The sequence below is a fragment of the Actinoplanes sp. NPDC051405 genome, from assembly GCF_055586185.1.
The window spans coordinates 37,044-57,560 of sequence record NZ_JBVJIR010000018.1 but is presented as its reverse complement, the minus strand read 5'-3'; the positions used below and the strand labels follow the sequence as shown (position 1 = coordinate 57,560).

The following is a 20,517-nucleotide window of genomic DNA, read 5'->3' as shown; positions in this document are numbered from 1 at the left end:
GCGAGGCGCGACAGGTTTCAATGGCGCCCAGCGCTCGTCGTGAGAGCGCTCTCACACCTGTTGGAGTTCCGCGACATGCCCACCAACCTCAGCTCCACCTCAGGAGCGTTCTCCCGCCGGCGCCTGCTCACCCTGCCCGCCGCGGCGGCCGCCGCCACTGTGGCCGCCCCGCTGCTCGCCCCGGACTCCGCCGCCGCCGGCACCTGCGCGCCGCGGCACCTGGTGGACCGGACGCTGGCCGAGCCGGTGAGCCGCGCCTACCACTACCTCGACGTGGTGCAGGACGCCTACGTCAAGGGCGGCGAACCGCGGCTGCTGCAGAGCTACAACAACGAGAGCGAGCTGATGACGACCGCGTTCGTCTACGACAACGCGCTCGCGGCGCTGGCCTACCTGGCCAACCCGACGGTGGCCAACGTGCGCCGGGCCCGGCTCATCGGCGACGCCCTGCTGTGGATCCAGGCCAACGACGAGAAGTACACCGACGGGCGGGTCCGGCAGGCGTACGCGGCCGGGCCGATGCTCTTCTACGGCGGCGGCCCGTACTTCCCCGGCCTCAAGCGCGAGGACGGCAAGGCGGCGTTCCTGTGGCCGTACGGCTTCGGTGGCTCCTCGACCGGCGACATGGCCTGGGTGGCGCTCGCCCTGGCCCAGCTCTACGTCGACACCCGGATCACCAAGTACCTCGACGGCGCAGTGGCCCTGGGCCAGTGGATCGCGGACAAGAAGTCGCCGTACCGTTTCGGCGGCTACCACGGCGGCCTGCAGGGCGACGGTGAGACGCCGCAGCCGTGGGCCTCGACCGAGCACAACATCGACGCGTACGGGCTCTTCACGCTGCTGGCCAAGCTGACCAGGGACCGGCGCTGGACGGCCCGCGCCGACGTGGCCGAGGACTTCGTCCGGGCCATGTGGAACCGTTCCGAGCGCTTCCTCTGGACCGGCACGCTCGGCGGCGTACCGGGCGAGGACCCGAACCTGATCAACATCGGCAACATCCCCGAGGACGTGCAGACCTGGGCGTTGCTGAGCCTCGACGACCGGCGCTACGACGACGCCGTCGACTGGGTCACCGAGAACCTCTGGAACACCGACGGTGCCGTCTCCGGCGTGACGTACAGCAGCCAGGCCAAGATCCGTACCGGGCCGGTCTCCGGCAGCACCGTGGAGAACAACCGCGACGCCGTCTGGCTGGAGGGCAACGGGCACACGGCCCTGGCTCTGCTCAAGCGCGACGACCGCGGCGACACGGCGCTGGCCAAGCGGCTGCTGCGGCAGACCGCCGTGGCCCAGCGGACCCTCGGCGCCGGGCAGACCGTGGGCCTGACCGCCGACGCCGACCACGGCAAGCTGTCCAACCCGGGCGAGGGCGGCACCTGGACCGGCACCCCGCTGCCCGCCGCGGCCGGCATCGTGGCCGCCACCAGCACGTTCGACACCGGGTTCGCGTTCGGCTACTTCCCGCGCCAGCACGTCGGCGCGACCGCCTGGTTCCTGATGGCGGGGCAGAACTTCAACCCCTACCGATGATGTGACGTGCCCCGGGATCGCTCGGTGATGGTGGCCCCGGCCGGATACCGTCGCCGCCATGACGATCACCAGCTCGGCGCCCGTGGCGAAACCGGTCCGGGTCCGGCGGGCGGTCTGGCACGTGCTGCTGTGGCTGCTCGTGCTGCCGGGCGCGGCCTGGGTGCTGCTCCGGCTCGGCGGCTGGGAGCGGGGCGCGCTGGTGCAGCTCCTCGCGTTCACGCCGTACGTCGCGGCGTGGTCGGTGGTGCCGCTGATCGCGGCGCTGGCGACCCGGCGCTGGCTGGCGGCGGCGGTCGCGACGGTCACCTTCGCGCTCTTCGCGGTGGCGGTGCTGCCGCGCGCCTTCGCCGACAGTGACCGGGGCCCCCAGGGTGGCGTGGCGCTGCACGTGATGACGTCGAACATGCTCTTCGGCAACGCCGACGCGGCCACAATCGTCAAGCTGGTCCGCGACAACGACGTGGCGGTGCTGGCCGTGCAGGAGTTCAGCCCGAACGGCCAGCGCAATCTCGCCGCGGCCGGGCTGGGCGAGCTGCTGCCGTACTCGTCGCTGGGCGGGGAGTACGGGGCGAGCGGCTCGGGGCTCTACTCCCGCTACCCGATCACCGACCCGGGCGTACGGCGCAACGACGGTGGCTTCAACCAGGCGTACGGGACGGTCCAGCCGCCGGGCGCGGTCGCCGTCACGGTCGAGTCGGCCCATCCGCTCGCGCCGGCCTCGCTGGAGATGCTCGACGGCTGGCGCGACGACCTGGACGCCGAGCCGCGCCCGGACCCGAACGGCGCGCCCCGGATCCTGCTCGGCGACTTCAACGCGACGCTGGACCACGCGGCGATGCGGGACCTGATCGGCGATGGCTACCGGGACGCCGCCGACGCCGCGGGACAGGGTCTGATCGGCACGTGGGGCCCGTACGACGGCGACCCGCTGCCGCCGGTGACCATCGACCACGTGCTGGCCGACCGCCGCCTGGGGGTGGGCGCGGTCAGCGTGCACGGCATCCCGGACAGCGACCACCGCGCGATCATCGCGACGCTGCGTCTCCCGGCGGCCTGAGCTCCCGGCCGAAGACGGCCCGCAGCCCGGCCCGGTAGGTGTCCGCCGGCACCGCCTCCGGGTCCAGCCAGTGCTGCAGCCCGACCCCGATGTCCAGGGCCAGCACCAGGGCGGCCAGCTGGTCGGCGGGCATCGGCAGATCGTCGCCGGCCAGCTCGGTGAGCTCCTCCGCACTCGACGCGCGCACCGTCCGCAGCCAGTGGCCGACCGGTTCCCGGCCGGACTCCTCGCGCATGCCGTAGAGCCACAGCTCGACGAAAGCCATCGCGAAGCGCTGGATCTCCGGGCGGCCGACGTTCCGCTCGTAACTGGCGCCGAGCACGTCCGCCCAGGCGGGCAGCTTCTCACCGGGCGGCCGGTCGCCGGCGCCGTCGTCGGCGGCCAGCTTGCGCTCCAGGATCGCGGTGATCAGGTCCTTCTTGCTGCCGAAGTTGGCGTAGATGGCGCCCTTGGTCAGACCGGCGATTGGTATGTGAGGCGACGGTGCTGCACATCAACACCCTGACCAAGGTCTACCGCCGCGACGTGCGGGCCAACGACGGCATCAGCCTCGACGTGGCCCCGGGCGAGGTGCTCGGCCTGCTCGGGCACAACGGCGCCGGCAAGACCACCCTGCTCAGCCAGATCGTCGGGCTGGTCCGGCCGACCTCCGGCCGGATCACCCTGCTCGGCCGCGACCCGGTCGCCGAGCCGGCCTGGGCCCGCACGGTCTGCTCGTTCCAGCCGCAGGCGCAGGCGCCGCTCAACGGCGTCACCACCCGGCAGGCGATCGAGATCGTCGGCCGGCTCCGCGGTGGCGACCGCCGGGCGGTCCGCCGGCGCACCGATGAACTGCTGGCCGCACTGGACCTCGGTGAGTGGGCCGACCAGGCCGGCGAGCGGTTGTCGGGCGGCGTGCGCCGGCTCACCGCGTTCTGCATGGCGATCGTCGAGCCCGGCCGCCTGGTGATGCTCGACGAACCGACCAACGACGTCGACCCGGTGCGCCGCCGGCTGCTCTGGGAGCAGGTGCGCGCGCTGGCCGCCGCCGGGCACGGCGTCGTGCTGGTCACCCACAACATCACCGAGGCGGAACGCGCGATCGACCGCGTCGTGGTGCTGGACCACGGCCGGGTGGCCGCCGCGGGCACCCCGGCCACCCTCGCCGCCGGCCGCGAGATGCGGCTCGAGTTCACCGGCGCGGACGACCACCCCGCACCGAGCTGGTCGCTGGCCGAGCACCGGGAGGGCGGCCGGCGCACGTTGACGGTCGCCGCGGCCGACGCGCACCTCGCGGTCGCGTGGGCGCAGAGCCGGACGACACGCTTCTCCCTCAACCCCGTCAGCCTCGAGGACGTCTACGTCCGCCTGACCGAGGAGGTCACCGGCGATGCGGCACTGGCTGCGTAGTTACCTGCTCCTGCTGCGCTGGTCGGCGATCCGGCTGCGCTACCTGCTGCCGATGATCCTGGTCATCCAGACCATGATGTCGATCGGCATCGTCCTCGGCTTCGCGTTCCTGCTGCCGTCGGTCGACCCGGCGACCGCGCTGCACCTCACCACCGGCGCGCCCACGCTGGCCCTCATCACGATCGGCATGGTGCTGGCCCCGCAACTGGTGGCCGAGGCCAAGACCGCGGGCACGTTCGCATACAACCGCACGCTGCCGGTGCCGCGCACCGCGGTGCTCGGTGCGGACATCACCACCTGGCTGGTGGCCGGCACTCCGGGACTGCTGCTGGGACTGCTGGTCGCGGTGCTGCGCTTCGACCTCACCCTGCGGGTGAGCTGGCTGGTCGTCCCGGCGGTGCTGCTGGTCGCGCTGACCGCGACCACCGTGGGCTTCGCGATCGCGTACGCGGCCACGCCACCGGTGACGAACATGGTCAGCCAGTTGATCGTCTTCATCGCGCTGATGTTCTCGCCGATCAACTTCCCGGCCGACCGGCTTCCGCAGTGGCTGCAGGACGTCCACCGGGTGCTGCCGTTCGAGTCCATGGCGCGGGCCGTCCGCGAAACGCTCGCCACGCCACCGGACGGCGTGTCGATGCCGCCGTTCCTGGTGCTGGCGGCCTGGGGCGCGGCCGGCCTGGCCATCACGTTGCGGGTGATGGCCAGGCGCGACTGAGCCGGTCAGGCGGCGGTGCTGGTGCTCGTGCTGGCCGCGGCGGCGCGGGCCAGGCCGTAGGTGAGCGCGTCGGTGAGGGCCTTCCAGCTCGCCTCGACCACGTTCTCGTGCACGCCCACCGTGGTCCAGTCGCGGGCGCCGTCGCTGGTCTCCACCAGGACCCGGGTGATCGCGTTCGAGCCGTGCGAGCCCTCCAGGATGCGGACCTTGAAGTCGGCCAGCTCGAAGGACTTCAGCTCCGGGTAGTGCTTGGACAGCGCCACTCGCAGCGCCTCGTCGAGGGCGTTGACCGGGCCGTTGCCCTCGGCGGTGGCGATGACGCGCTCGCCGCGTACGCGGACCTTGACGGTGGCCTCGGAGACCACCGAGCCGTCCTCGCGGTGCTCGACCTGCACCCGGTACGACTCCAGCGCGAACGGGCGCACGAAGTCGGCACCGGGCAGCTCACCCCGTACGAGAAGCTCGAAGGACGCGTCCGCGGCCTCGAAGGACCAGCCACCCGCCTCCAGTTCCTTGACCTTGCGGGTCACCGCCGTGAGGGTCTCGGGGTGGCCGGCCAGGTCCAGTCCGAGCTCGCGACTCTTGAGCTCGATGCTGGCCCGGCCGGCCATCTCGGTCACCAGGATCCGCATGTCGTTGCCCACCACCGACGGGTCGACGTGGTTGTAGAGCAGCGGATCCACCTTGATCGCGCTCGCGTGCAGCCCCGCCTTGTGAGCGAATGCCGCGGCCCCGACGTAGGCCTGGTGGGTGTCGGGGGCGATGTTGGCGATCTCGGCGAGCGCGGTGGACACCCGCGTCGCCTTCTCGAGGCATCCGTCCGGTAGGACCTTCAGCCCGAGCTTGAGTTGCAGGTTGCTGACCACGGCGAACAGGTCGGCGTTGCCGGGCCGCTCGCCGTAGCCGTTGGCCGTGCACTGGAAGTGTTCGACGCCCGCCTCGACGGCGGCGACGGTGTTGGCGACCGCGCAGGACGTGTCGTTCTGGCAGTGGATGCCGAGCTGGTCCGGGGCGACCCCGGTGCGCGCCACCACGTCGTTGATCGCGGCGGTGATCATCGACGGAAGCATGCCGCCGTTGGTGTCACACATGACGACGCGCTCGGCGCCGGCCTCGAACGCGGCCGTGACCACGGAGGCGGTGTAATCGGGGTCGTAGCGGAAGCCGTCGAAGAAGTGCTCGCAGTCGACGAACGCGCGGCGGCCGTTGGCGACCAGGTGCGCGACGGTGTCGCGGACCATCGCCAGGTTCTCCTCGCCGGTGGTGCGCAGGGCCCGCTCGACGTGCCGGATGTCCGACTTGGCGACCACGCAGACGACCGGCGTCTCGGCGTCCAGCAGCGCCTGCACCTGCGGGTCCTGCGCCACGTCGACGTTGGCCTTGCGGGTCGCCCCGAACGCCACGAGCACCGCGTTCTTCAGCTGGAGCTCGGTGCGCGCCCGGGCGAAGAACTCGGTGTCCTTGGGCATGGCACCGGGCCACCCGCCCTCGATGAAGCCGACACCGAACTCGTCCAGCAACCGCGCGACTGCGAGTTTGTCGACGACCGAGTAGCTGATGCCCTCGCGCTGCCCGCCGTCGCGCAGCGTCGTGTCGAACACCTGGTAGGTCATGGGGGTTCCTTTCCGAGACTGACGACCCAACAAAAAGACCCCCCGCGGATGCGGGAGGTCTGCACGTCGGCGGAGATTCAGCCGGCGCGCTAGGTGCGAATAATCAGCACGGAGTGGGTCACGCCCCGAAGCATGCCACGCGCCGCCACGATGGGACCGCAGAATCCACAAGCTGAGACGGAAGGTCCACCATCACGGTGTCGAGGTCGCCCGCCCGGGGTACCCCGGGTCCATGAGCGAACGTTTCCTGCAGAACGATCCCGACCGGGCGGGCGGCCTCATCCCCGACGCACAGGGGGAGTTCGTCGAAGAGGAGCCGGGTGGCGCCTTCGACCCGCGCACGTTCCGCGCCACCCCGGCTGCCGCCTCCCCGGCCGCGCCGGACGACGGCGACGACCCGCAGCCGCCGCCGATGGACGACGAGCGCATGGTCGGGCCGGGTGAGGAAATCGACAAGGCCCACCGGTGACGGTGGCGGTTAGGTTGGACGGGTGGCCGTCGACAATCACCCCCGCAGCCTGACCTTCTCCACCAGCTACAACTTCCGCGACGTCGGTGGCTATCCCGGCCTCGACGGGCGCACGGTGAGCTGGCGGCGGTTGTTCCGCGCCGACTCCCTGCACCGGCTCAAGGGCACCGACCTCGAGACCTTCCAGGCGCTGGGCGTGCGCACCGTCGTCGACCTGCGCCGGCCGTTCGAGGTGGAGCAGCACGGGCGGGTGCCGCACTCCGAGGGGCTGGACTACCGCAACCTGGTGCTGGAGCACGTCGACTGGGAGTCGGTCGAGCACTCCGGGGACATCCCGCACGAGCGCTGGCTCGCCGACCGTTACCTCAACTTCGCCGAGGACGGGCGGGCCGGGCTGGCCGCGGCGCTGGGCGTGATCGCGGATCCGGCGGCGGCCCCGGTGGTCGTGCACTGCATGGCCGGCAAGGACCGCACCGGCGTGGTGTGCGCGCTGACGCTGTCCCTGCTCGGAGTGTCCGATACGGACATCGCGCAGGACTATGCGCTGACCGAGGCGGCGATGGAGTCGCTGACGGCGTACCTGTTGCGGACCAAGCCGGAGCTCGTGCACGACAAGTACCACATGTTCGACTGTCCGCAGGACGCCATGCTGCTGTTCCTGCGGGACCTGCGCGAGCGCCACGGCTCGGTGGAGAAGTACGTCCGCGAGATCGGCCTCACCACCGGGCAGCTGGCGAGCATGCGCGAGCACCTGCTGACGCCCGCCTGACAGACAAGGCGGCGCGGCGGGTGTCTACTTGCCGTCCATGCGAGTCCTCGTCAGCACCTGGCCGGCCCATGGGCACCTGCTCCCCCTGCTTCCCCTGATCCGGGCGGCCCAGCAGGCGGGCCACGACGTCCTCGTCGCCTCCGGCGCCGAGGGTGTCGCGGAGGCGCGCCGGCGCGGGTTGACGACCTGGGACATCGGCCCGAGCCGTACGGAATCCGACGCGGCCTTCCGCTCACGCGTGCCGGACCTGGGGGCGGTCCCGCCGGAACGCCGGATGGCCACGGTGATCGGCGGCATGTTCGGCGCGGCGGCGTTCGAACGGGCCGCCGCCCTGGTGCCCCGCGCCGAGGAGTGGAAGCCCGACCTGGTGGTGCACCCGATCACCGAACTCGCCGGGGCGGTGGCCGCGGCCCGCACCGGCGCCCGGCACGCGGTGCACGGCCTCGGTCCCCTGCCGGCCGAGGCCTGGGACTGGTTCGGTGCCCGGCTCGGCGACCTGAGCAGCCAATGGGAGGTGCCGGACCTGCCGGCCACCATCCTCGACACTCCGTACCTGGACAACTGCCCACCGGCTCTGCAGGCGGACGCCGTCCGCGCCTTCCGCAACCGCCGGCCGCTGCGCCCGACCTCGGGCGAAGTCCTGCCCGGCGAACGCCTGCCGTGGAACGCGGACGAGCTGCCTTACGAACGCAGCCTGCACCTGACCCTGGGCACATTGTTCTTCGGCGCGACCGACGTCTTCCAGACGGCGCTGGCCGGCCTCCGCGACCTGCCGGTCAACGTACTGGTCACGGCCGGCCCCGGCAGCGACCCGGAACGGTTCGGACCGCAGCCGGCGAACGTCCGCATCGCCGACTTCGCACCGCACGCCCTGCTGCTGCCGCACTGCGCGGGTCTGGTCACCCAGGGCGGCGCGAGCACGATCGTCGCCGCGCTCTGCCACGGCCTGCCGCACCTGATCCTGCCGCAGGGCGCGGACCAGTTCGCCAACAGCGCGACAGCCGTGGAGGCCGGTGTGGCCCTGGTGGTGCCGCCGGCGGAGCTCTCTGTGGAGACGGTCGCGCACACCGCGACCAAGCTGCTGGAGGACACGGCTCTGACCCGCCGGGCCCGGGTCGTTCAGGCCGAGATCAACGGCATGCCGGCCGCCGAGGAGGTCCTGCAGACGCTCCTGGACACCCCGCGCTGAGCACGGCCGGTCACCCCGCCGGTGTGCGCGGGCGGGTCACCCGCGATGTGGGCGGGCGTCACCCCGCGATGTGGGCTGCTGCGGCGTGCACGACGGGGGCGAGCTCGGCGGCGTCGATCGCCGCGTCGGGCCGGAACGGAAGCCGCGCGAGCCGTTCGACCCCACCGGCCCAGATGGTGCGGTCGTCAGGCGCCGGCGCGTGCAGCTCGGTCTTCTCACCGCAGCAGGGGCACCGGAAGTACGCCATGTTCTCCACCCCGCCCAGCACCGGCGTCCGCACCTCGCGCAGTGTGGCGAGGGCCCGGCCGGTGTCCAGATGGGAGACCTCGGCCGGCGTGACCACCAGAATCGTCGCCACCCGGCCGGCTCCGGACAGCATGCCCTGCTGGGTGAAGCTGATGCCGGGCGGCAAATCAACGACGAGAACCTCGACGTCACCCCAGGCCGTTTCCCCGATGAGCCGGCCGAGCATGAGGTCGGCCAGGTCGGACCCGAGCGCCAGACCCTGGCCGCCGGCCATCAGAAACCCCGCGGACGCGACCTTGAGGCCGTTCACCTCCATGGCTTCCAGCCCGGAACCGCCGCGGGTCCACCGCGCGAGAGTGACCGACCGGGCCGGCACATCACGGCGCAGGCCGAGCATCCGTGGCACGTCGGGACCGGCAATGTCGGCATCGACCAGCCCGGTCCGATATCCGGCCCGGACCAGCTCCCGCCCGAGCGCGACGGCGATGCTCGACTTGCCCACTCCGCCTTTGCCACTGGCGACGGTGATGATCGGCAGTTGCGCCCGGCCCGGCATGTCCATGCGGCAACGGTACTGACGCCCGGGCGGGGACCGCGTCGCGATCCCCGCCACCAGCAATTCAGAGAACTCGGTGCACCCAGCCGAACGGATCCTCGGCCCGGCCCCGCTGGATGTCCACGAGCTGCTGACGCAGCCCCATGGTCACCTCTCCCGAACCGCCGTCGGCCACGGTGAACTCGCCCTCCGGCGACCGCACGGTGCCGATCGGGGTGATGACAGCCGCGGTGCCACAGGCGAAGGCCTCGCGGATCCGGCCCGAGGCCGCCCCGGAACGCCATTCCTCGAAGCTGACCGGCCGCTCCTCGACCCGGCGCCCGTCCCGCTCGGCCAGCTTGATGACCGAGTCGCGGGTGATGCCGGGCAGGATCGTGCCGGTCAGCGGCGGCGTCGCCAGCGAGCCGTCGTCCAGCACGAAGAAGACGTTCATGCCGCCGAGCTCGTCGACGTACTTGCGCTCGACGGCGTCCAGGTAGACCACCTGGTCGCAGCCGTGCTCGATCGCCTCGGCCTGGGCGGAGAGGCCGGCCGCGTAGTTGCCGCCGCACTTCGCCGCGCCCGTGCCGCCGGGCGCCGCCCGGGTGTAGTCGGGCGTGATCCAGACCGTCACCGGCTTGACCCCGCCGCTGAAGTAGGCGCCCACCGGCGAGGCGATCACCAGGTAGAGGTATTCCATCGACGGGCGCACACCGAGGAAGACCTCGCTGGCGTACGCGAACGGGCGCAGGTACAGGCTGCCCTCGTCGCTCTCCGGGATCCAGCCCCGGTCGATCTTGATCAGCTGGCGCAGGGACTCCAGGAACATCGACTGCGGCAGCACCGGCATGGCCATCCGCTGGGCGGACTGCCCGAAGCGGGCGGCGTTGGCGTCCGGGCGGAACATCGTCACGCCGCCGTCCGCAGTCGTGTAGGCCTTCAGGCCCTCGAAGATCTCCTGCGCGTAGTGCAGCACCGCGGACGCGGGGTCCATCGGGATGGGGGCGCGGGCTTCCACCCGGGGCTCGTACCAGCCTTTGCCCTCCGCATACCGGACGGTGACCATGTGATCGGTGAAGATCCGGCCGAAGCCCGGGTTGGCCAGCAGTGTGGTCCTGTCCGCGTCGCTTACGGGCGCCGGGTTCGGACGGATCTCGAAGTCGAGGTTGTCACCACCACTCATGGCAGTTGACCTGCTTTCTGTCACAAAGAATGAAGAGGTAGCACCCGTAGTGCTCCATGAACTTACCCCGAACGGTCGTTCAAAGCCGACAGCCGGGCAGCCCTTCCGGCCACCCCGCCACGGCCCTTGGCCGGGCTGGAGGCAGCCTTCATCGACCGCCGGCGGGCCGGCGGGATGACGGGGAGAGGGTGAGGTCAGGCGGCCGCGGTGGCGGCGACCCGGTCTCCTACTTCGGCGGTACGCAGCGGCGCGCCCGGTGTGCGGGACGCGACCTCGGCCGCGACCGCCTCGGATACTCGGCGGGCCTCGTCGGGGTGCCCGAGATGCTCCAGCAGCAGCGAAGCGGACAGGATGGCGGCCGCCGGGTCGGCGATGCCCTGGCCGGCGATGTCCGGCGCGGAGCCGTGCACCGGCTCGAAGGTCGAGGGGTACTTGCGCTCCGGGTTGACGGAGCCGCTGGCTGCCATGCCGATGCCGCCGGTCACGGCAGCGGCGATGTCGGTGAGGATGTCACCGAAGAGGTTGTCGGTCACCACCACGTCGTAGCGCTGCGGGTTGCTCACCATGAACATGCTCGCGGCGTCGATGTGCTGGTATTCCGTGGTGACGTCGGGGAACTCGGCGGCGACCGCGGCGAAGGTGCGCGCCCAGAGCCCGCCCGCGTGGGTGAGCACGTTCGTCTTGTGCACGAGGGTCAGGTGGCGCCGCTCGCGGCGCTGCGCCCGGCCGAACGCGTCGCGCACGACCCGCTCGACGCCGTGCCGGGTGTTCAGGCTCTCCTCGGTGGCGATCTCGGCGGGGGTGCCCTTGTGCAGGACGCCGCCGGCGCCGACGTAGAGACCCTCGGTGCCCTCGCGGACCACGACCATGTCGATCTCGCCGGGCTTGAGGCCGGCGAGCGGGCTGACCGTGCCGGGCCAGAGCCGGGACGGGCGCAGGTTCACGTACTGGTCGAAGTCGAAGCGGAGCTTGAGCAACAGGCCACGCTCGAGGACGCCGGGCGGGACGCTGGGGTCACCGATGGCGCCGAGCAGGATGGCGTCGTGCGCGGCCAGCTCGTCCTGGATGGCCTGCGGGAGAACCTCTTTGGTGCGGTTGTAGAAGCGCGCGCCCAGGTCGTAGTCGTCGAACTCCGCATCCGGGAGGACGGCCTCGATCACCTTGCGCGCCTGCGCGGTCACCTCGGTCCCGATGCCGTCGCCGGCCACCACCGCGATCCGCGCCACCGTCACGTCCACTCCCTCAGTCGGTCCGACCGCTCGACCTTAGTCCGCCGTCCCGCTCACTGACACGGCGGTCCCAGAGTATGGGTGAAGATTCGTTAAGGACCCGGACGCGAACAACCCCCGTCGATCGCGGCAACGATCGCGGGGGCTGTCACGACAGGTACGCGTGGCTCGCGCCCGCCGGGGGTGCATCCTCCACGCGGAGCGACACGACAGCATCACCCGAAGACACGGCCATGGAGCCCGCGCGGCAGGACCAACGCTAGCGATGCGGACTAATGTCGCGCAAGACGCATCCCCCGCGTGTCGGGGCGACAACCGACTTCACCGCCCGGCGGTATGGCACCATGCGCCGGTGAGTTTCGACCTCGTGGTGTGGGCCATGGACAACACGGCCATGCCGGATGACGTGCGTGCCGCGAACGCCCGGTGCGCCCGCGGCGAGCACCCACAGCGCCCCGCCGATCCGCGCGTCGTTGCCTTCTATGACGCCCTGACCAGCAACTACCCCGACCGCGGGCCGCGCGCGACGCTGCCCGGCACGCCCTGGGCGAGCGCCCCGCTGCACGCCGCGGCGGACCACATCCAGATGCGGCTGGACGAGCAGTGCCCGGACGCGGTGCTCGAGACGATCGAGAAACTCGCCGGCGAGCTCAATCTCGACCTGCTCGACCTCCAGGACGGCACGGTGTATCCGCCCCCGGTAAAAACTCGCTAATCCGCGCCGGCCCGGCCAATCCGCGCCGGCCCGGCCAATCCGCGCCGGCCCGGCCAGCCCGCGTCGGCCCGGCCAGCCCGCGCCGGTCAGTCCTCGTCGCGCAGGTCGACGATGCTGCCCTTGGCGGAGCCGATCGAGGCCGCGACCGCGGAGAGCAGCTCGGCGTCCACCGAGGAGTCGACGGTCAGCGCCATCAGCGCCTCGCCGCCCAGCTGACGGCGGGCCACCTGCATCGCCGCGATGTTGACGCCGGCCTCGCCCAGGATGGAACCGATCGCGCCGACCACGCCCGGGCGGTCCGCGTAACGGAAGAACAGCAGCACGCCGCCCGCGCCGAGCTCCAGATCGAACTCGTCGACCTGGGTGAGCTTGCGCGCCTCGCGGGTGCCCGTACCGGTGACTGTGCCGGCCACGCTGACCGTGCGCCCGTCCGGCAGCGCGCCGCGTACCGTGACCAGGTTCTGGTGGTCGGAGACCTCGCGGTCGACGACCAGCTCGACCTCGACGCCGCGGTCCGCCGCGAGCTGCGGGGCATTGACGTAGGTGACCTGCTCCTCCACCACCGAGGCGAAGAGGCCCTTGGTCGCGGCCAGCTTGAGCACCGCCACGTCGTGCGACACGATCTCGCCGCGCACCTCCACGGTCACGCTGGCCGCGATGCCGCCCGCGACCGCGGTGAAGACCTTGCCGAGCCGCTCGGCGAGCCCGAGCAGCGGGCGGACGTCCTCGTCGACCACGCCGCCGGCCTGCACGTTCACCGCGTCCGGCACGAACTCGCCCTGCAACGCCAGCTTGACGCTGCGGGCGACCGACAGCCCGGCCTTGTCCTGTGCCTCGGCGGTGGAGGCACCCAGGTGCGGGGTGACCACGACGTTGTCGAAGGCGAACAGCGGGGAATCGGTGGTCGGCTCGGTGACGAAGACGTCGATGCCGGCGCCGCCGACGCGGCCCTCGGCGAGCGCGTCGGCCAGCGCGCGCTCGTCGACCAGGCCGCCGCGGGCGGCATTGATGATGCGCACCCCCGGCTTGACCGTGGCCAGCTCCTTCTCCCCGATCAGGCCCAACGTCTCCGGGGTACGCGGCAAGTGGATCGAGATGAAGTCGCTCTCCCGCAGCAACTCGTCCAACCCGACCAGGCGCACGCCCAGCTGCGCGGCCCGGGCCGGCTGGATGTACGGGTCGTACGCGATCAGCCGGGTCCCGAACGCGGCCATGCGTTGCGCGAACAGCACCCCGATGCGCCCGAGCCCGACCACCCCGACGGTCTTGCCCTGCACCTCGACACCGGTGTACTTCGCGCGCTTCCACTCGCCCCGTTTGAGCGCGGCACTGGCGGCGGCGGTGTTCCGGGCCACGGAGAGCAGCAGGGCGATCGCCTGCTCGGCGGCGGAGACGATGTTGGAGGTCGGCGCGTTGACGACCATGACGCCCCGCGCGGTGGCGGCGGGCACGTCGACGTTGTCGAGGCCCACACCGGCCCGGGCCACCACCTTGAGCCGCGGCGCGGCGGCAACCGCCTCCGCGTCGATCTTGGTGGCACTGCGCACGATGACCGCGTCGGCCTCGGCCAGCGCGGCGAGCAGGGCGGCCCGGTCGGTGCCGTCCACGTGGCGGACGTCGAAGTCGTAGGCCAGCACGTCGATTGCGGCGGGGGCCAGTTCCTCAGCGATCAGTACCACGGGAGTCATGCGTCTCCACCTGTTTGTCTCGCAGGCGGCCGGCCGCCGACCTTTCCGCGATCGTAGGGTGTGCCGGGACCATTACGGCATGTCATCTCATGGTGACCGGCCTCACACGTACGAAATACCCGGAGCACTTTTCTGTCGCACCGGACCGCTAGCCTCCTCGGCATGTCCCAAGCACCGGCCGACGCCGAGGAAATCGACGACGATCACGGCTCGGCGATCCCCGAGCCGCCCCGGCGGGTGCCGTTCGCAGTGGCCGTCACCGCGGCGCTGCTCGGCCTGCTGTCAGTGCTGCTGCTGGTTACGGCGCTGGTGGCGTTGTCGGCCGGCTCGTTCCGGCAGGGTGTGGGCGAGGCCACCGCGCAGGGGCTGGCTGCCGCGCTCGTCGCCGTCTGCGCGGCTCTGGTGGCCGCGGTCGCCTGGTCCTTCGTGCGCGACGGCGTCACAGCCGGCGCGATGATCGTCGGCGGCCTGACGCTGGTGGCCGGTCTGATCCTCCTGGTCGCCGGGGTGGCCGGGAGCGACCCCGAGACCGAGGTGCTGCGGTTGGGCGTGCTGGCCCTGGTGGTCGGTCTGGGTGTGCTGCTGGTGCCGCTGCTCGGACAGGCCCCGGCCTACCTGGCGGCCCGCCGGGTGTGGTCGCGCGCCGAGCGGGACTGGCTGCACGAGCTGACGACGCCGGAGGCTCCGACGCAGCAGCCGTGGGGGCCGGGGCACTACCCGCCGCCTCAGCAGCCGCAGCAGTGGGGCGCGGTGCCGCAGCCGCACTATGTTCCGCCGCCCGGCTATCCGGGGCAGGCCGGGTTCGCGGCACAGCCGGGTTACCCGGCGCAGTACCAATATCCGCCGCAGCAGGCGCAGGGCTGGGGCGCTCAGCAGCATCAGGCCTGGCCGGAGGCGGCGGTGCCGCCGTGGTCCGGGCAGCAGCCGCCGGTGCAGCCCGCCTCGGGCCCACCGGCGCCGGTCGTGACGGCGCAGCCTGAGACCGGCAGCGTTTCCGGGCAGACGACGGCTTCAGGGGATGGGGGTCAGTCGCAGCCGCAGCCGATACCGCTGGCCGCGGCTCAGCAGGCGCCGACTGAGCAGATCAGGCCGGCCGATCCGACCGCACCGCAGCACCCGGCTGCGCCGCCGCAGTAGGCGCCCCGCAGTGAGGCCGCGCCCGCGCGGTGGGGCCGCGCCCGCGCGGTGGGGCCGCGCCCGCGCGGTGGGGCCGCGCCCGCGCGGTGAGGCCGCGCCCGCGCGGTGAGGCCGCGCCCGCGCGGTGAGGCCGCGCCCGCGCGGTGAGGCCGCGCCCGCGCGGTGAGGCCGCGCCCCCGCAGTGAGGCCGCGCCGGCCCAGGCCCAGCACCGGCAGGCCGAGCGCGGCTTAGACCGTCGGGCGCGGAATGCTGTGCCGCTCGATCGGCGGCGCCGCCGCATAACCCGCCGACGCCCGCCCATCAAACTGCCGGAAGGTCAGCGCCTCCGCATCCAGCCCGTCGTACAGCAGCTCCAGATCCAAACTCCCCACCGGCGGATAAACCCGCTCCCGCGGCGGCTCCTGACCCACCTCGAGAGCCCCCTGCGCCACCATGAATTCGATGATCGCCTGGCGGACCGACGGCAGCGTCACCGGCGAGTGGTAGACCACGTTCAGGGCCTGCATCCGCATCCCCTGCACGTGTTCCTCGCCCTTGTTGTCGTGGAAGTGCGGGTTGCGGGTCTCGATCTGCAGCACCGGCACCGAGCTGGCCATCACGTCCGGGCTGGCGCTCTCCAGGATTCCGCCGAACTGCTCGAACAGGTCCATGTACTCGTACGGTTCGACGGCGAAGCCGCCCGCCAGCCGCAGTTTCAGGCCCAGGTCCAGGGTCATCGCGTGCTCGCCCGCGTTGCCGGTGGCGATCACCTCGGTGCCGAAGCCCGAGTATTCGGCGAGGAAGCGGTTGAGCCACTCGTTGGTGATCTCGGAGCTGCGGCCGCGCCGGCTGAAGAACAGTCTTCCCTCGCGCAGTTTCGGCTTGGAGTGCCAGGAGATGCGGACCATCGAGTACGGGCTGTCGGCCAGGTGCAGCCCGGCCGCGTAGGCCTTGCAGTATTCGTGGACCGCGCCGGGGACGTAGTTGTCGGCGTCGACGTAGCCGAGGTAGCGGCGGCCCGTCATCGCGGCCAGCGCCATCCCGATCAGCATGGCCTCGCCCTTGCCGGCCCGGACCAGCCCGTCCTCGCCGATCAGCTCCTCCATCCCGGCCGCCTTGAACGCGGCGGCCAGTCCGGGGTCTTTCTGGTGCACGCTGATCGCCGAGCGGCCGGCCAGCCGGCAGAACTGCTCGAGGGTCTGCGCCTCGATCTCGTATCGGTCCACCGGCAGCTTGTCGCTGTTGGAGACCAGCACAATGAGACAGTCGTGCGGAATTCCGGAGAGCACGCCCTCGATGACGCTTCGTGACTCATTCATGCAGGGCACGACGATTACCATTTGCGACTCGACCGCGCGTAAAGCTTCGAAGGACACGACTCGGCTGCCCGCCGAAAAGGCGTCGCCCAGGGCGCCCGAGTCCAGCTCGATGACCCTCTGAAGCTCGTGGATCCGGACCGCGCCGAAGCGCTCGCTCCGAAAAGAATCAGCCAGTCGCATGCGGCGAATCTACCCGCTGCTGTCTAGTCCGCCGCGCCCGAACAGTACACAATTCGATGACGACGCCGCTTTGGTAAGCGGGACGTAACGCCCATGTTTCAGGTAGTCGAATGGTTACGCAAAAACGCCGGATCGCGGCACCTGGCGGCACTGCGATCCGGCGTTCGCCGGGCGGAAAGGTCAGGCTGTTTCGGTGATCGGCCGGTCGACCCAGCTCATCATGTCGCGCAGCTTCTTGCCGGTGACCTCGATGGGGTGCTCGGCGCCTTCCTTGCGGTACTGCTGCAGGCGGGTGCCGCCGGCCTCGTCGTCGGCGATGAGCGCCTTGGTGAACTCGCCGGACTGGATCTCGGCCAGGATCTTCTTCATCTCCTGCTTCACCCCGGCGTTGATGACGCGGGGGCCGCTGACGTAGTCACCGAACTCGGCGGTGTCCGAGACGCTGTAGCGCATCCGGGAGATGCCGCCCTCGTACATGAGGTCGACGATCAGCTTGAGCTCGTGCAGGCACTCGAAGTAGGCGATCTCCGGGGCGTAGCCGGCCTCGGTGAGCACCTCGAAGCCCGTCTGCACGAGCGCGGCCGTACCGCCGCAGAGGACCGCCTGCTCGCCGAAGAGGTCGGTCTCCGTCTCCTCCTTGAAGGTGGTCTTGATGACGCCGGCCCGGGTGCCGCCGATCGCCTTCGCGTACGACAGCGCGAGCGCCTGGGCGCCACCGCTGGCGTCCTGCTCCACCGCGATGAGCGCGGGCACGCCCTTGCCGTCCACGTACTGGCGGCGGACCAGGTGGCCGGGGCCCTTGGGGGCGACCATCGCCACGTCCACGTTCGCCGGCGGCTTGATCAGCTCGAACCGGATGTTGAGGCCGTGGCCGAAGAAGAGCGCCTTGCCGGCGGTCAGGTTCGGCTCGATCGACTCGGCGTAGATCTTCCGCTGGGCGGTGTCCGGCGCCAGCACCATGATCACGTCGGCCCAGGCGGACGCCTCGGCCGGCGTGAGCACCTTGAGGCCCTGCTCCTCGGCCTTGGCGCGGCTCTTCGAGCCTTCCTTCAGGCCGACCACCACGTCGACGCCCGAGTCGCGCAGCGACAGCGAGTGCGCGTGGCCCTGGCTGCCGTACCCGATAACGGCGACCTTGCGTCCCTGGATGATGGACAGGTCGGCGTCGTCGTCGTAGAACACTTCGGCGGTCATTGATAAATCCTCTGGGAATCAGGCGGCGCGGAGCGCCGGGCCGGTGGTGATGGAACGGGATCCGCGGCCGATCGCGACCAGGCCGGACTGGACCATTTCCTTGATGCCGTACGGCTCGAGGTCGCGCAGCAACGCATCGAGTTTGTCGGGGTTGCCGGTCGCCTCGATCGTGAGGGTGTCCGGTGCGACGTCGATCACCTTTGCCCTGAACAGCTCGACCGTCTCGAGCACCTGGCCGCGCACGGTGCGGTCGGCGCGCACCTTGACCAGCAGGAGCTCGCGCTGGACCGACTGCTGCGGGTCCAGCTCGACGATCTTCAGGACGTTCACCAGCTTGTTGAGCTGCTTGGTCACCTGCTCCAGGGGTGAGGAGTCGGCGTTGACCACGATCGTGATGCGGGAGACGTCCGGGTTCTCCGTCTCGCCCACCGCGAGCGAATCGATGTTGAAGCTGCGCCTCGAGAACAGTCCGGACACCCGGGCCAGCACACCGGGCTTGTTCTCCACGAGCACGGACAGGGTGTGCTTGTTCATACTGGTCACAGGTCGTCCTCGTCGAAGGCCGGGCGCACGTCCCGGGCGAACATGATCTCGTCGTTGCTGGTGCCGGCCGCGACCATCGGCCAGACCATGGCGTCCTTGCCGACGGTGAAGTCGATGACCACCGGGCGGTCGTTGATCTCCATGGCCGCCTTGATGGTGGCGTCCACGTCCGCCTTGGACTCGCAGCGCAGGCCCACGCAGCCCAGCGCCTCGGCCAGCTTCACGAAGTCGGGGATGCGGTGCTTGTGGGTGCCCAGCTCGGTGTTGGAGTAGCGGCCCTCGTAGAACAGGGTCTGCCACTGCCGGACCATGCCCAGGTTGCCGTTGTTGATGACGGCGATCTTGACCGGGATGCCCTCCAGCGCGCAGGTGGCCAGCTCCTGGTTGGTCATCTGGAAGCAGCCGTCGCCGTCGATCGCCCACACCGCGGTGTCCGGGCGGCCGACCTTGGCCCCCATCGCGGCCGGCACCGCGTAGCCCATCGTGCCGGCGCCGCCGGAGTTGAGCCAGGTGCCCGGCTTCTCGTAGCTGATGAACTGCGAGGCCCACATCTGGTGCTGGCCGACCCCGGCCACGTAGATCGCCTCCGGGCCGACCAGCTCGCCGATCCGCTGGATCACGTACTGCGGGGCGAGGGTGCCGTCGGTGGGCTCGTCGTAGCCCAGCGGGTACCGCTCGCGCAGGTCGTTGAGCTGCGCCCACCACGGCTCGTACGCCGCGGTGCCGCCCGCCGTGGCGGAGACCGCCGCGATCAGCTCGTCGATGACGTGCCGGGCGTCGCCCACGATCGGGACGTCGGCGTGCCGGTTCTTGCCGATCTCGGCCGGGTCGATGTCGGCGTGCACGACCTTGGCGTCCGGGGCGAACGAGTCCAGCTTGCCGGTGACCCGGTCGTCGAAGCGGGCGCCCAGGGTGACCAGCAGGTCGGCCTTCTGCAGCGCGTACACCGCCGGGACCGTGCCGTGCATGCCGGGCATGCCCAGGTGCTGCGGGTGCGAGTCGGGGAACGCGCCCAGGGCCATCAGCGTGGTGACCACCGGGATGCCGGTCAGCTCGGCGAGCTTGCGCAGCCCGTCGGTGGCGCCGGCCTTGAGCACACCGCCGCCGACGTACAGCACCGGGCGCTTGGCCTGGGCGATCAGCCGGGCCGCCTCGCGGATCTGCTTGCCGTGCGGGTGCAGCGTGGGGCGGTAGCCGGGCAGGTCCAGGGTGGGCGGCCAGGCGAAGGTGGTCGCCGCCTGCAGCACGTCCTTGGGCACGTCGACGAGCACCGGGCCGGGACGGCCGCTCAGGGCGAGGTGGAACGCCTCCGCCATGATCCGCGGGATCTCCTCGGGCGTCTGGATCAGGAAGTTGTGCTTCGTGATCGGCAGCGTGATGCCCTGGATGTCCGCCTCCTGGAAGGCGTCCGTGCCGATCGCGGGCCGGGCCACCTGGCCGGTGATCGCGACGATCGGCACCGAGTCCATGTAGGCGTCGGCGATCGGGGTGACCAGGTTGGTCGCGCCCGGGCCGGAGGTGGCGATGCAGACGCCGACCTTGCCGGTGGCCTGCGCGTAGCCGGTCGCGGCGTGACCCGCGCCCTGCTCGTGGCGGACCAGGATGTGCCGGACCTTGGAGTCGTACAGCGGGTCGTAGGCGGGCAGGATCGCCCCGCCGGGGATCCCGAACGCCACCTCGACGCCGAGCGCCTCGAGCGACCGCACGAGCGAGCCGGCCCCGGTGACAGGGGTCGGGGACACTGTGACTACGGCCGGGGTGCCGGCTGCCGCGGCGACGGTGGCCGGGGTGGCGCGGTGGGCGAGGGTCTCGGGTGTGGGTCTTGTCATGGCGA

19 protein-coding genes are annotated in these 20,517 nt (G+C 71.4%); 9 read left to right on the top strand and 10 right to left on the bottom strand.

The features are described 5' to 3' along the window. Positions 1-75 precede the first annotated feature (75 nt). Positions 76-1,530, top strand: coding sequence for a hypothetical protein (locus ACZ6S4_RS33090; protein ID WP_465478683.1), 1,455 nt, complete (start codon positions 76-78; stop codon positions 1,528-1,530). A gap of 58 nt (positions 1,531-1,588) precedes the next feature. Beyond that, positions 1,589-2,587, top strand: a complete 999-nt coding sequence (locus tag ACZ6S4_RS33085; RefSeq protein WP_465478682.1) for an endonuclease/exonuclease/phosphatase family protein — start codon at positions 1,589-1,591, stop codon at positions 2,585-2,587. On the opposite strand, the gene ACZ6S4_RS33080 is transcribed toward ACZ6S4_RS33085, so the two are convergent. Next, the gene (locus tag ACZ6S4_RS33080) at positions 2,556-2,909 is read right to left on the bottom strand and encodes a hypothetical protein (RefSeq protein ID WP_465478681.1); all 354 of its coding nucleotides are present in this window, start codon (positions 2,907-2,909) and stop codon (positions 2,556-2,558) included. The two genes, ACZ6S4_RS33085 and ACZ6S4_RS33080, sit on opposite strands and share 32 nt — an antisense overlap. A 161-nt stretch (positions 2,910-3,070) precedes the next feature. Between ACZ6S4_RS33080 and ACZ6S4_RS33075 the strand changes: the two genes are divergently transcribed. After that, the gene (locus ACZ6S4_RS33075) at positions 3,071-3,976 is read left to right on the top strand and encodes an ABC transporter ATP-binding protein (protein WP_465478680.1); all 906 of its coding nucleotides are present in this window, start codon (positions 3,071-3,073) and stop codon (positions 3,974-3,976) included. Beyond that, positions 3,957-4,694 (top strand): ABC transporter permease, encoded by a 738-nt coding sequence (locus ACZ6S4_RS33070; RefSeq protein WP_465478679.1) that lies wholly within the window; start codon positions 3,957-3,959, stop codon positions 4,692-4,694. Before ACZ6S4_RS33075 ends, ACZ6S4_RS33070 begins: the two co-directional genes overlap by 20 nt. A gap of 5 nt (positions 4,695-4,699) precedes the next feature. On the opposite strand, the gene cimA is transcribed toward ACZ6S4_RS33070, so the two are convergent. Then, positions 4,700-6,307, bottom strand: a complete 1,608-nt coding sequence (gene cimA, locus ACZ6S4_RS33065) for a citramalate synthase (RefSeq protein ID WP_465478678.1) — start codon at positions 6,305-6,307, stop codon at positions 4,700-4,702. 232 nt (positions 6,308-6,539) lie between these two features. On the opposite strand from cimA, the gene ACZ6S4_RS33060 reads away from it, so the two are divergent. The 3 genes from ACZ6S4_RS33060 to ACZ6S4_RS33050 are packed head-to-tail and all read left to right on the top strand — an operon-like array spanning position 6,540 to position 8,734. Then, positions 6,540-6,776: a hypothetical protein gene (locus ACZ6S4_RS33060; protein ID WP_465478677.1), complete on the top strand. Its 237-nt coding sequence runs from the start codon at positions 6,540-6,542 to the stop codon at positions 6,774-6,776. A 22-nt stretch (positions 6,777-6,798) separates the two neighbouring features. Next, positions 6,799-7,545 carry a tyrosine-protein phosphatase gene (locus ACZ6S4_RS33055; RefSeq protein ID WP_465478676.1) on the top strand — a complete coding sequence of 249 codons (747 nt, stop codon included), beginning with the start codon at positions 6,799-6,801 and terminating at the stop codon, positions 7,543-7,545. 37 nt (positions 7,546-7,582) lie between these two features. After that, a complete protein-coding gene (locus tag ACZ6S4_RS33050) occupies positions 7,583-8,734 on the top strand; it encodes a glycosyltransferase (protein ID WP_465478675.1) in 1,152 nt (383 codons plus the stop codon). A 58-nt stretch (positions 8,735-8,792) separates the two neighbouring features. Here ACZ6S4_RS33050 and ACZ6S4_RS33045 read toward each other — a convergent pair whose 3' ends face one another. The 3 genes from ACZ6S4_RS33045 to ACZ6S4_RS33035 all read right to left on the bottom strand — a co-directional run bounded on the left by ACZ6S4_RS33045 (position 8,793) and on the right by ACZ6S4_RS33035 (position 11,924). After that, a complete protein-coding gene (locus ACZ6S4_RS33045) occupies positions 8,793-9,542 on the bottom strand; it encodes a P-loop NTPase (RefSeq protein ID WP_465478674.1) in 750 nt (249 codons plus the stop codon). A 58-nt stretch (positions 9,543-9,600) separates the two neighbouring features. After that, the gene (locus ACZ6S4_RS33040) at positions 9,601-10,698 is read right to left on the bottom strand and encodes a branched-chain amino acid aminotransferase (protein ID WP_360829333.1); all 1,098 of its coding nucleotides are present in this window, start codon (positions 10,696-10,698) and stop codon (positions 9,601-9,603) included. A 194-nt stretch (positions 10,699-10,892) separates the two neighbouring features. Then, positions 10,893-11,924: a 3-isopropylmalate dehydrogenase gene (locus ACZ6S4_RS33035; protein WP_465478823.1), complete on the bottom strand. Its 1,032-nt coding sequence runs from the start codon at positions 11,922-11,924 to the stop codon at positions 10,893-10,895. Positions 11,925-12,306: 382 nt separating this feature from the next. On the opposite strand from ACZ6S4_RS33035, the gene ACZ6S4_RS33030 reads away from it, so the two are divergent. Further along, entirely contained in the window at positions 12,307-12,642 is a 336-nt protein-coding gene (locus tag ACZ6S4_RS33030; RefSeq protein WP_451913167.1) for a hypothetical protein, read from the top strand. Positions 12,643-12,728: 86 nt separating this feature from the next. On the opposite strand, the gene serA is transcribed toward ACZ6S4_RS33030, so the two are convergent. Beyond that, positions 12,729-14,330: a phosphoglycerate dehydrogenase gene (gene serA / locus ACZ6S4_RS33025; protein ID WP_465478673.1), complete on the bottom strand. Its 1,602-nt coding sequence runs from the start codon at positions 14,328-14,330 to the stop codon at positions 12,729-12,731. A 162-nt stretch (positions 14,331-14,492) separates the two neighbouring features. Between serA and ACZ6S4_RS33020 the strand changes: the two genes are divergently transcribed. Further along, positions 14,493-15,467: a hypothetical protein gene (locus ACZ6S4_RS33020; RefSeq protein ID WP_465478672.1), complete on the top strand. Its 975-nt coding sequence runs from the start codon at positions 14,493-14,495 to the stop codon at positions 15,465-15,467. 228 nt (positions 15,468-15,695) lie between these two features. Here ACZ6S4_RS33020 and mpgS read toward each other — a convergent pair whose 3' ends face one another. From mpgS to ACZ6S4_RS33000, 4 genes are all read right to left on the bottom strand, one after another. Next, a complete protein-coding gene (gene mpgS, locus ACZ6S4_RS33015) occupies positions 15,696-16,946 on the bottom strand; it encodes a mannosyl-3-phosphoglycerate synthase (protein ID WP_465478671.1) in 1,251 nt (416 codons plus the stop codon). Positions 16,947-17,126: 180 nt separating this feature from the next. Then, the gene (gene ilvC, locus ACZ6S4_RS33010; RefSeq protein ID WP_433721600.1) at positions 17,127-18,140 is read right to left on the bottom strand and encodes a ketol-acid reductoisomerase; all 1,014 of its coding nucleotides are present in this window, start codon (positions 18,138-18,140) and stop codon (positions 17,127-17,129) included. Positions 18,141-18,158: 18 nt separating this feature from the next. Beyond that, a complete protein-coding gene (gene ilvN, locus ACZ6S4_RS33005; RefSeq protein WP_023561968.1) occupies positions 18,159-18,674 on the bottom strand; it encodes an acetolactate synthase small subunit in 516 nt (171 codons plus the stop codon). A 5-nt stretch (positions 18,675-18,679) separates the two neighbouring features. After that, positions 18,680-20,512 carry an acetolactate synthase large subunit gene (locus ACZ6S4_RS33000; protein ID WP_465478670.1) on the bottom strand — a complete coding sequence of 611 codons (1,833 nt, stop codon included), beginning with the start codon at positions 20,510-20,512 and terminating at the stop codon, positions 18,680-18,682. Positions 20,513-20,517 lie beyond the last annotated feature (5 nt).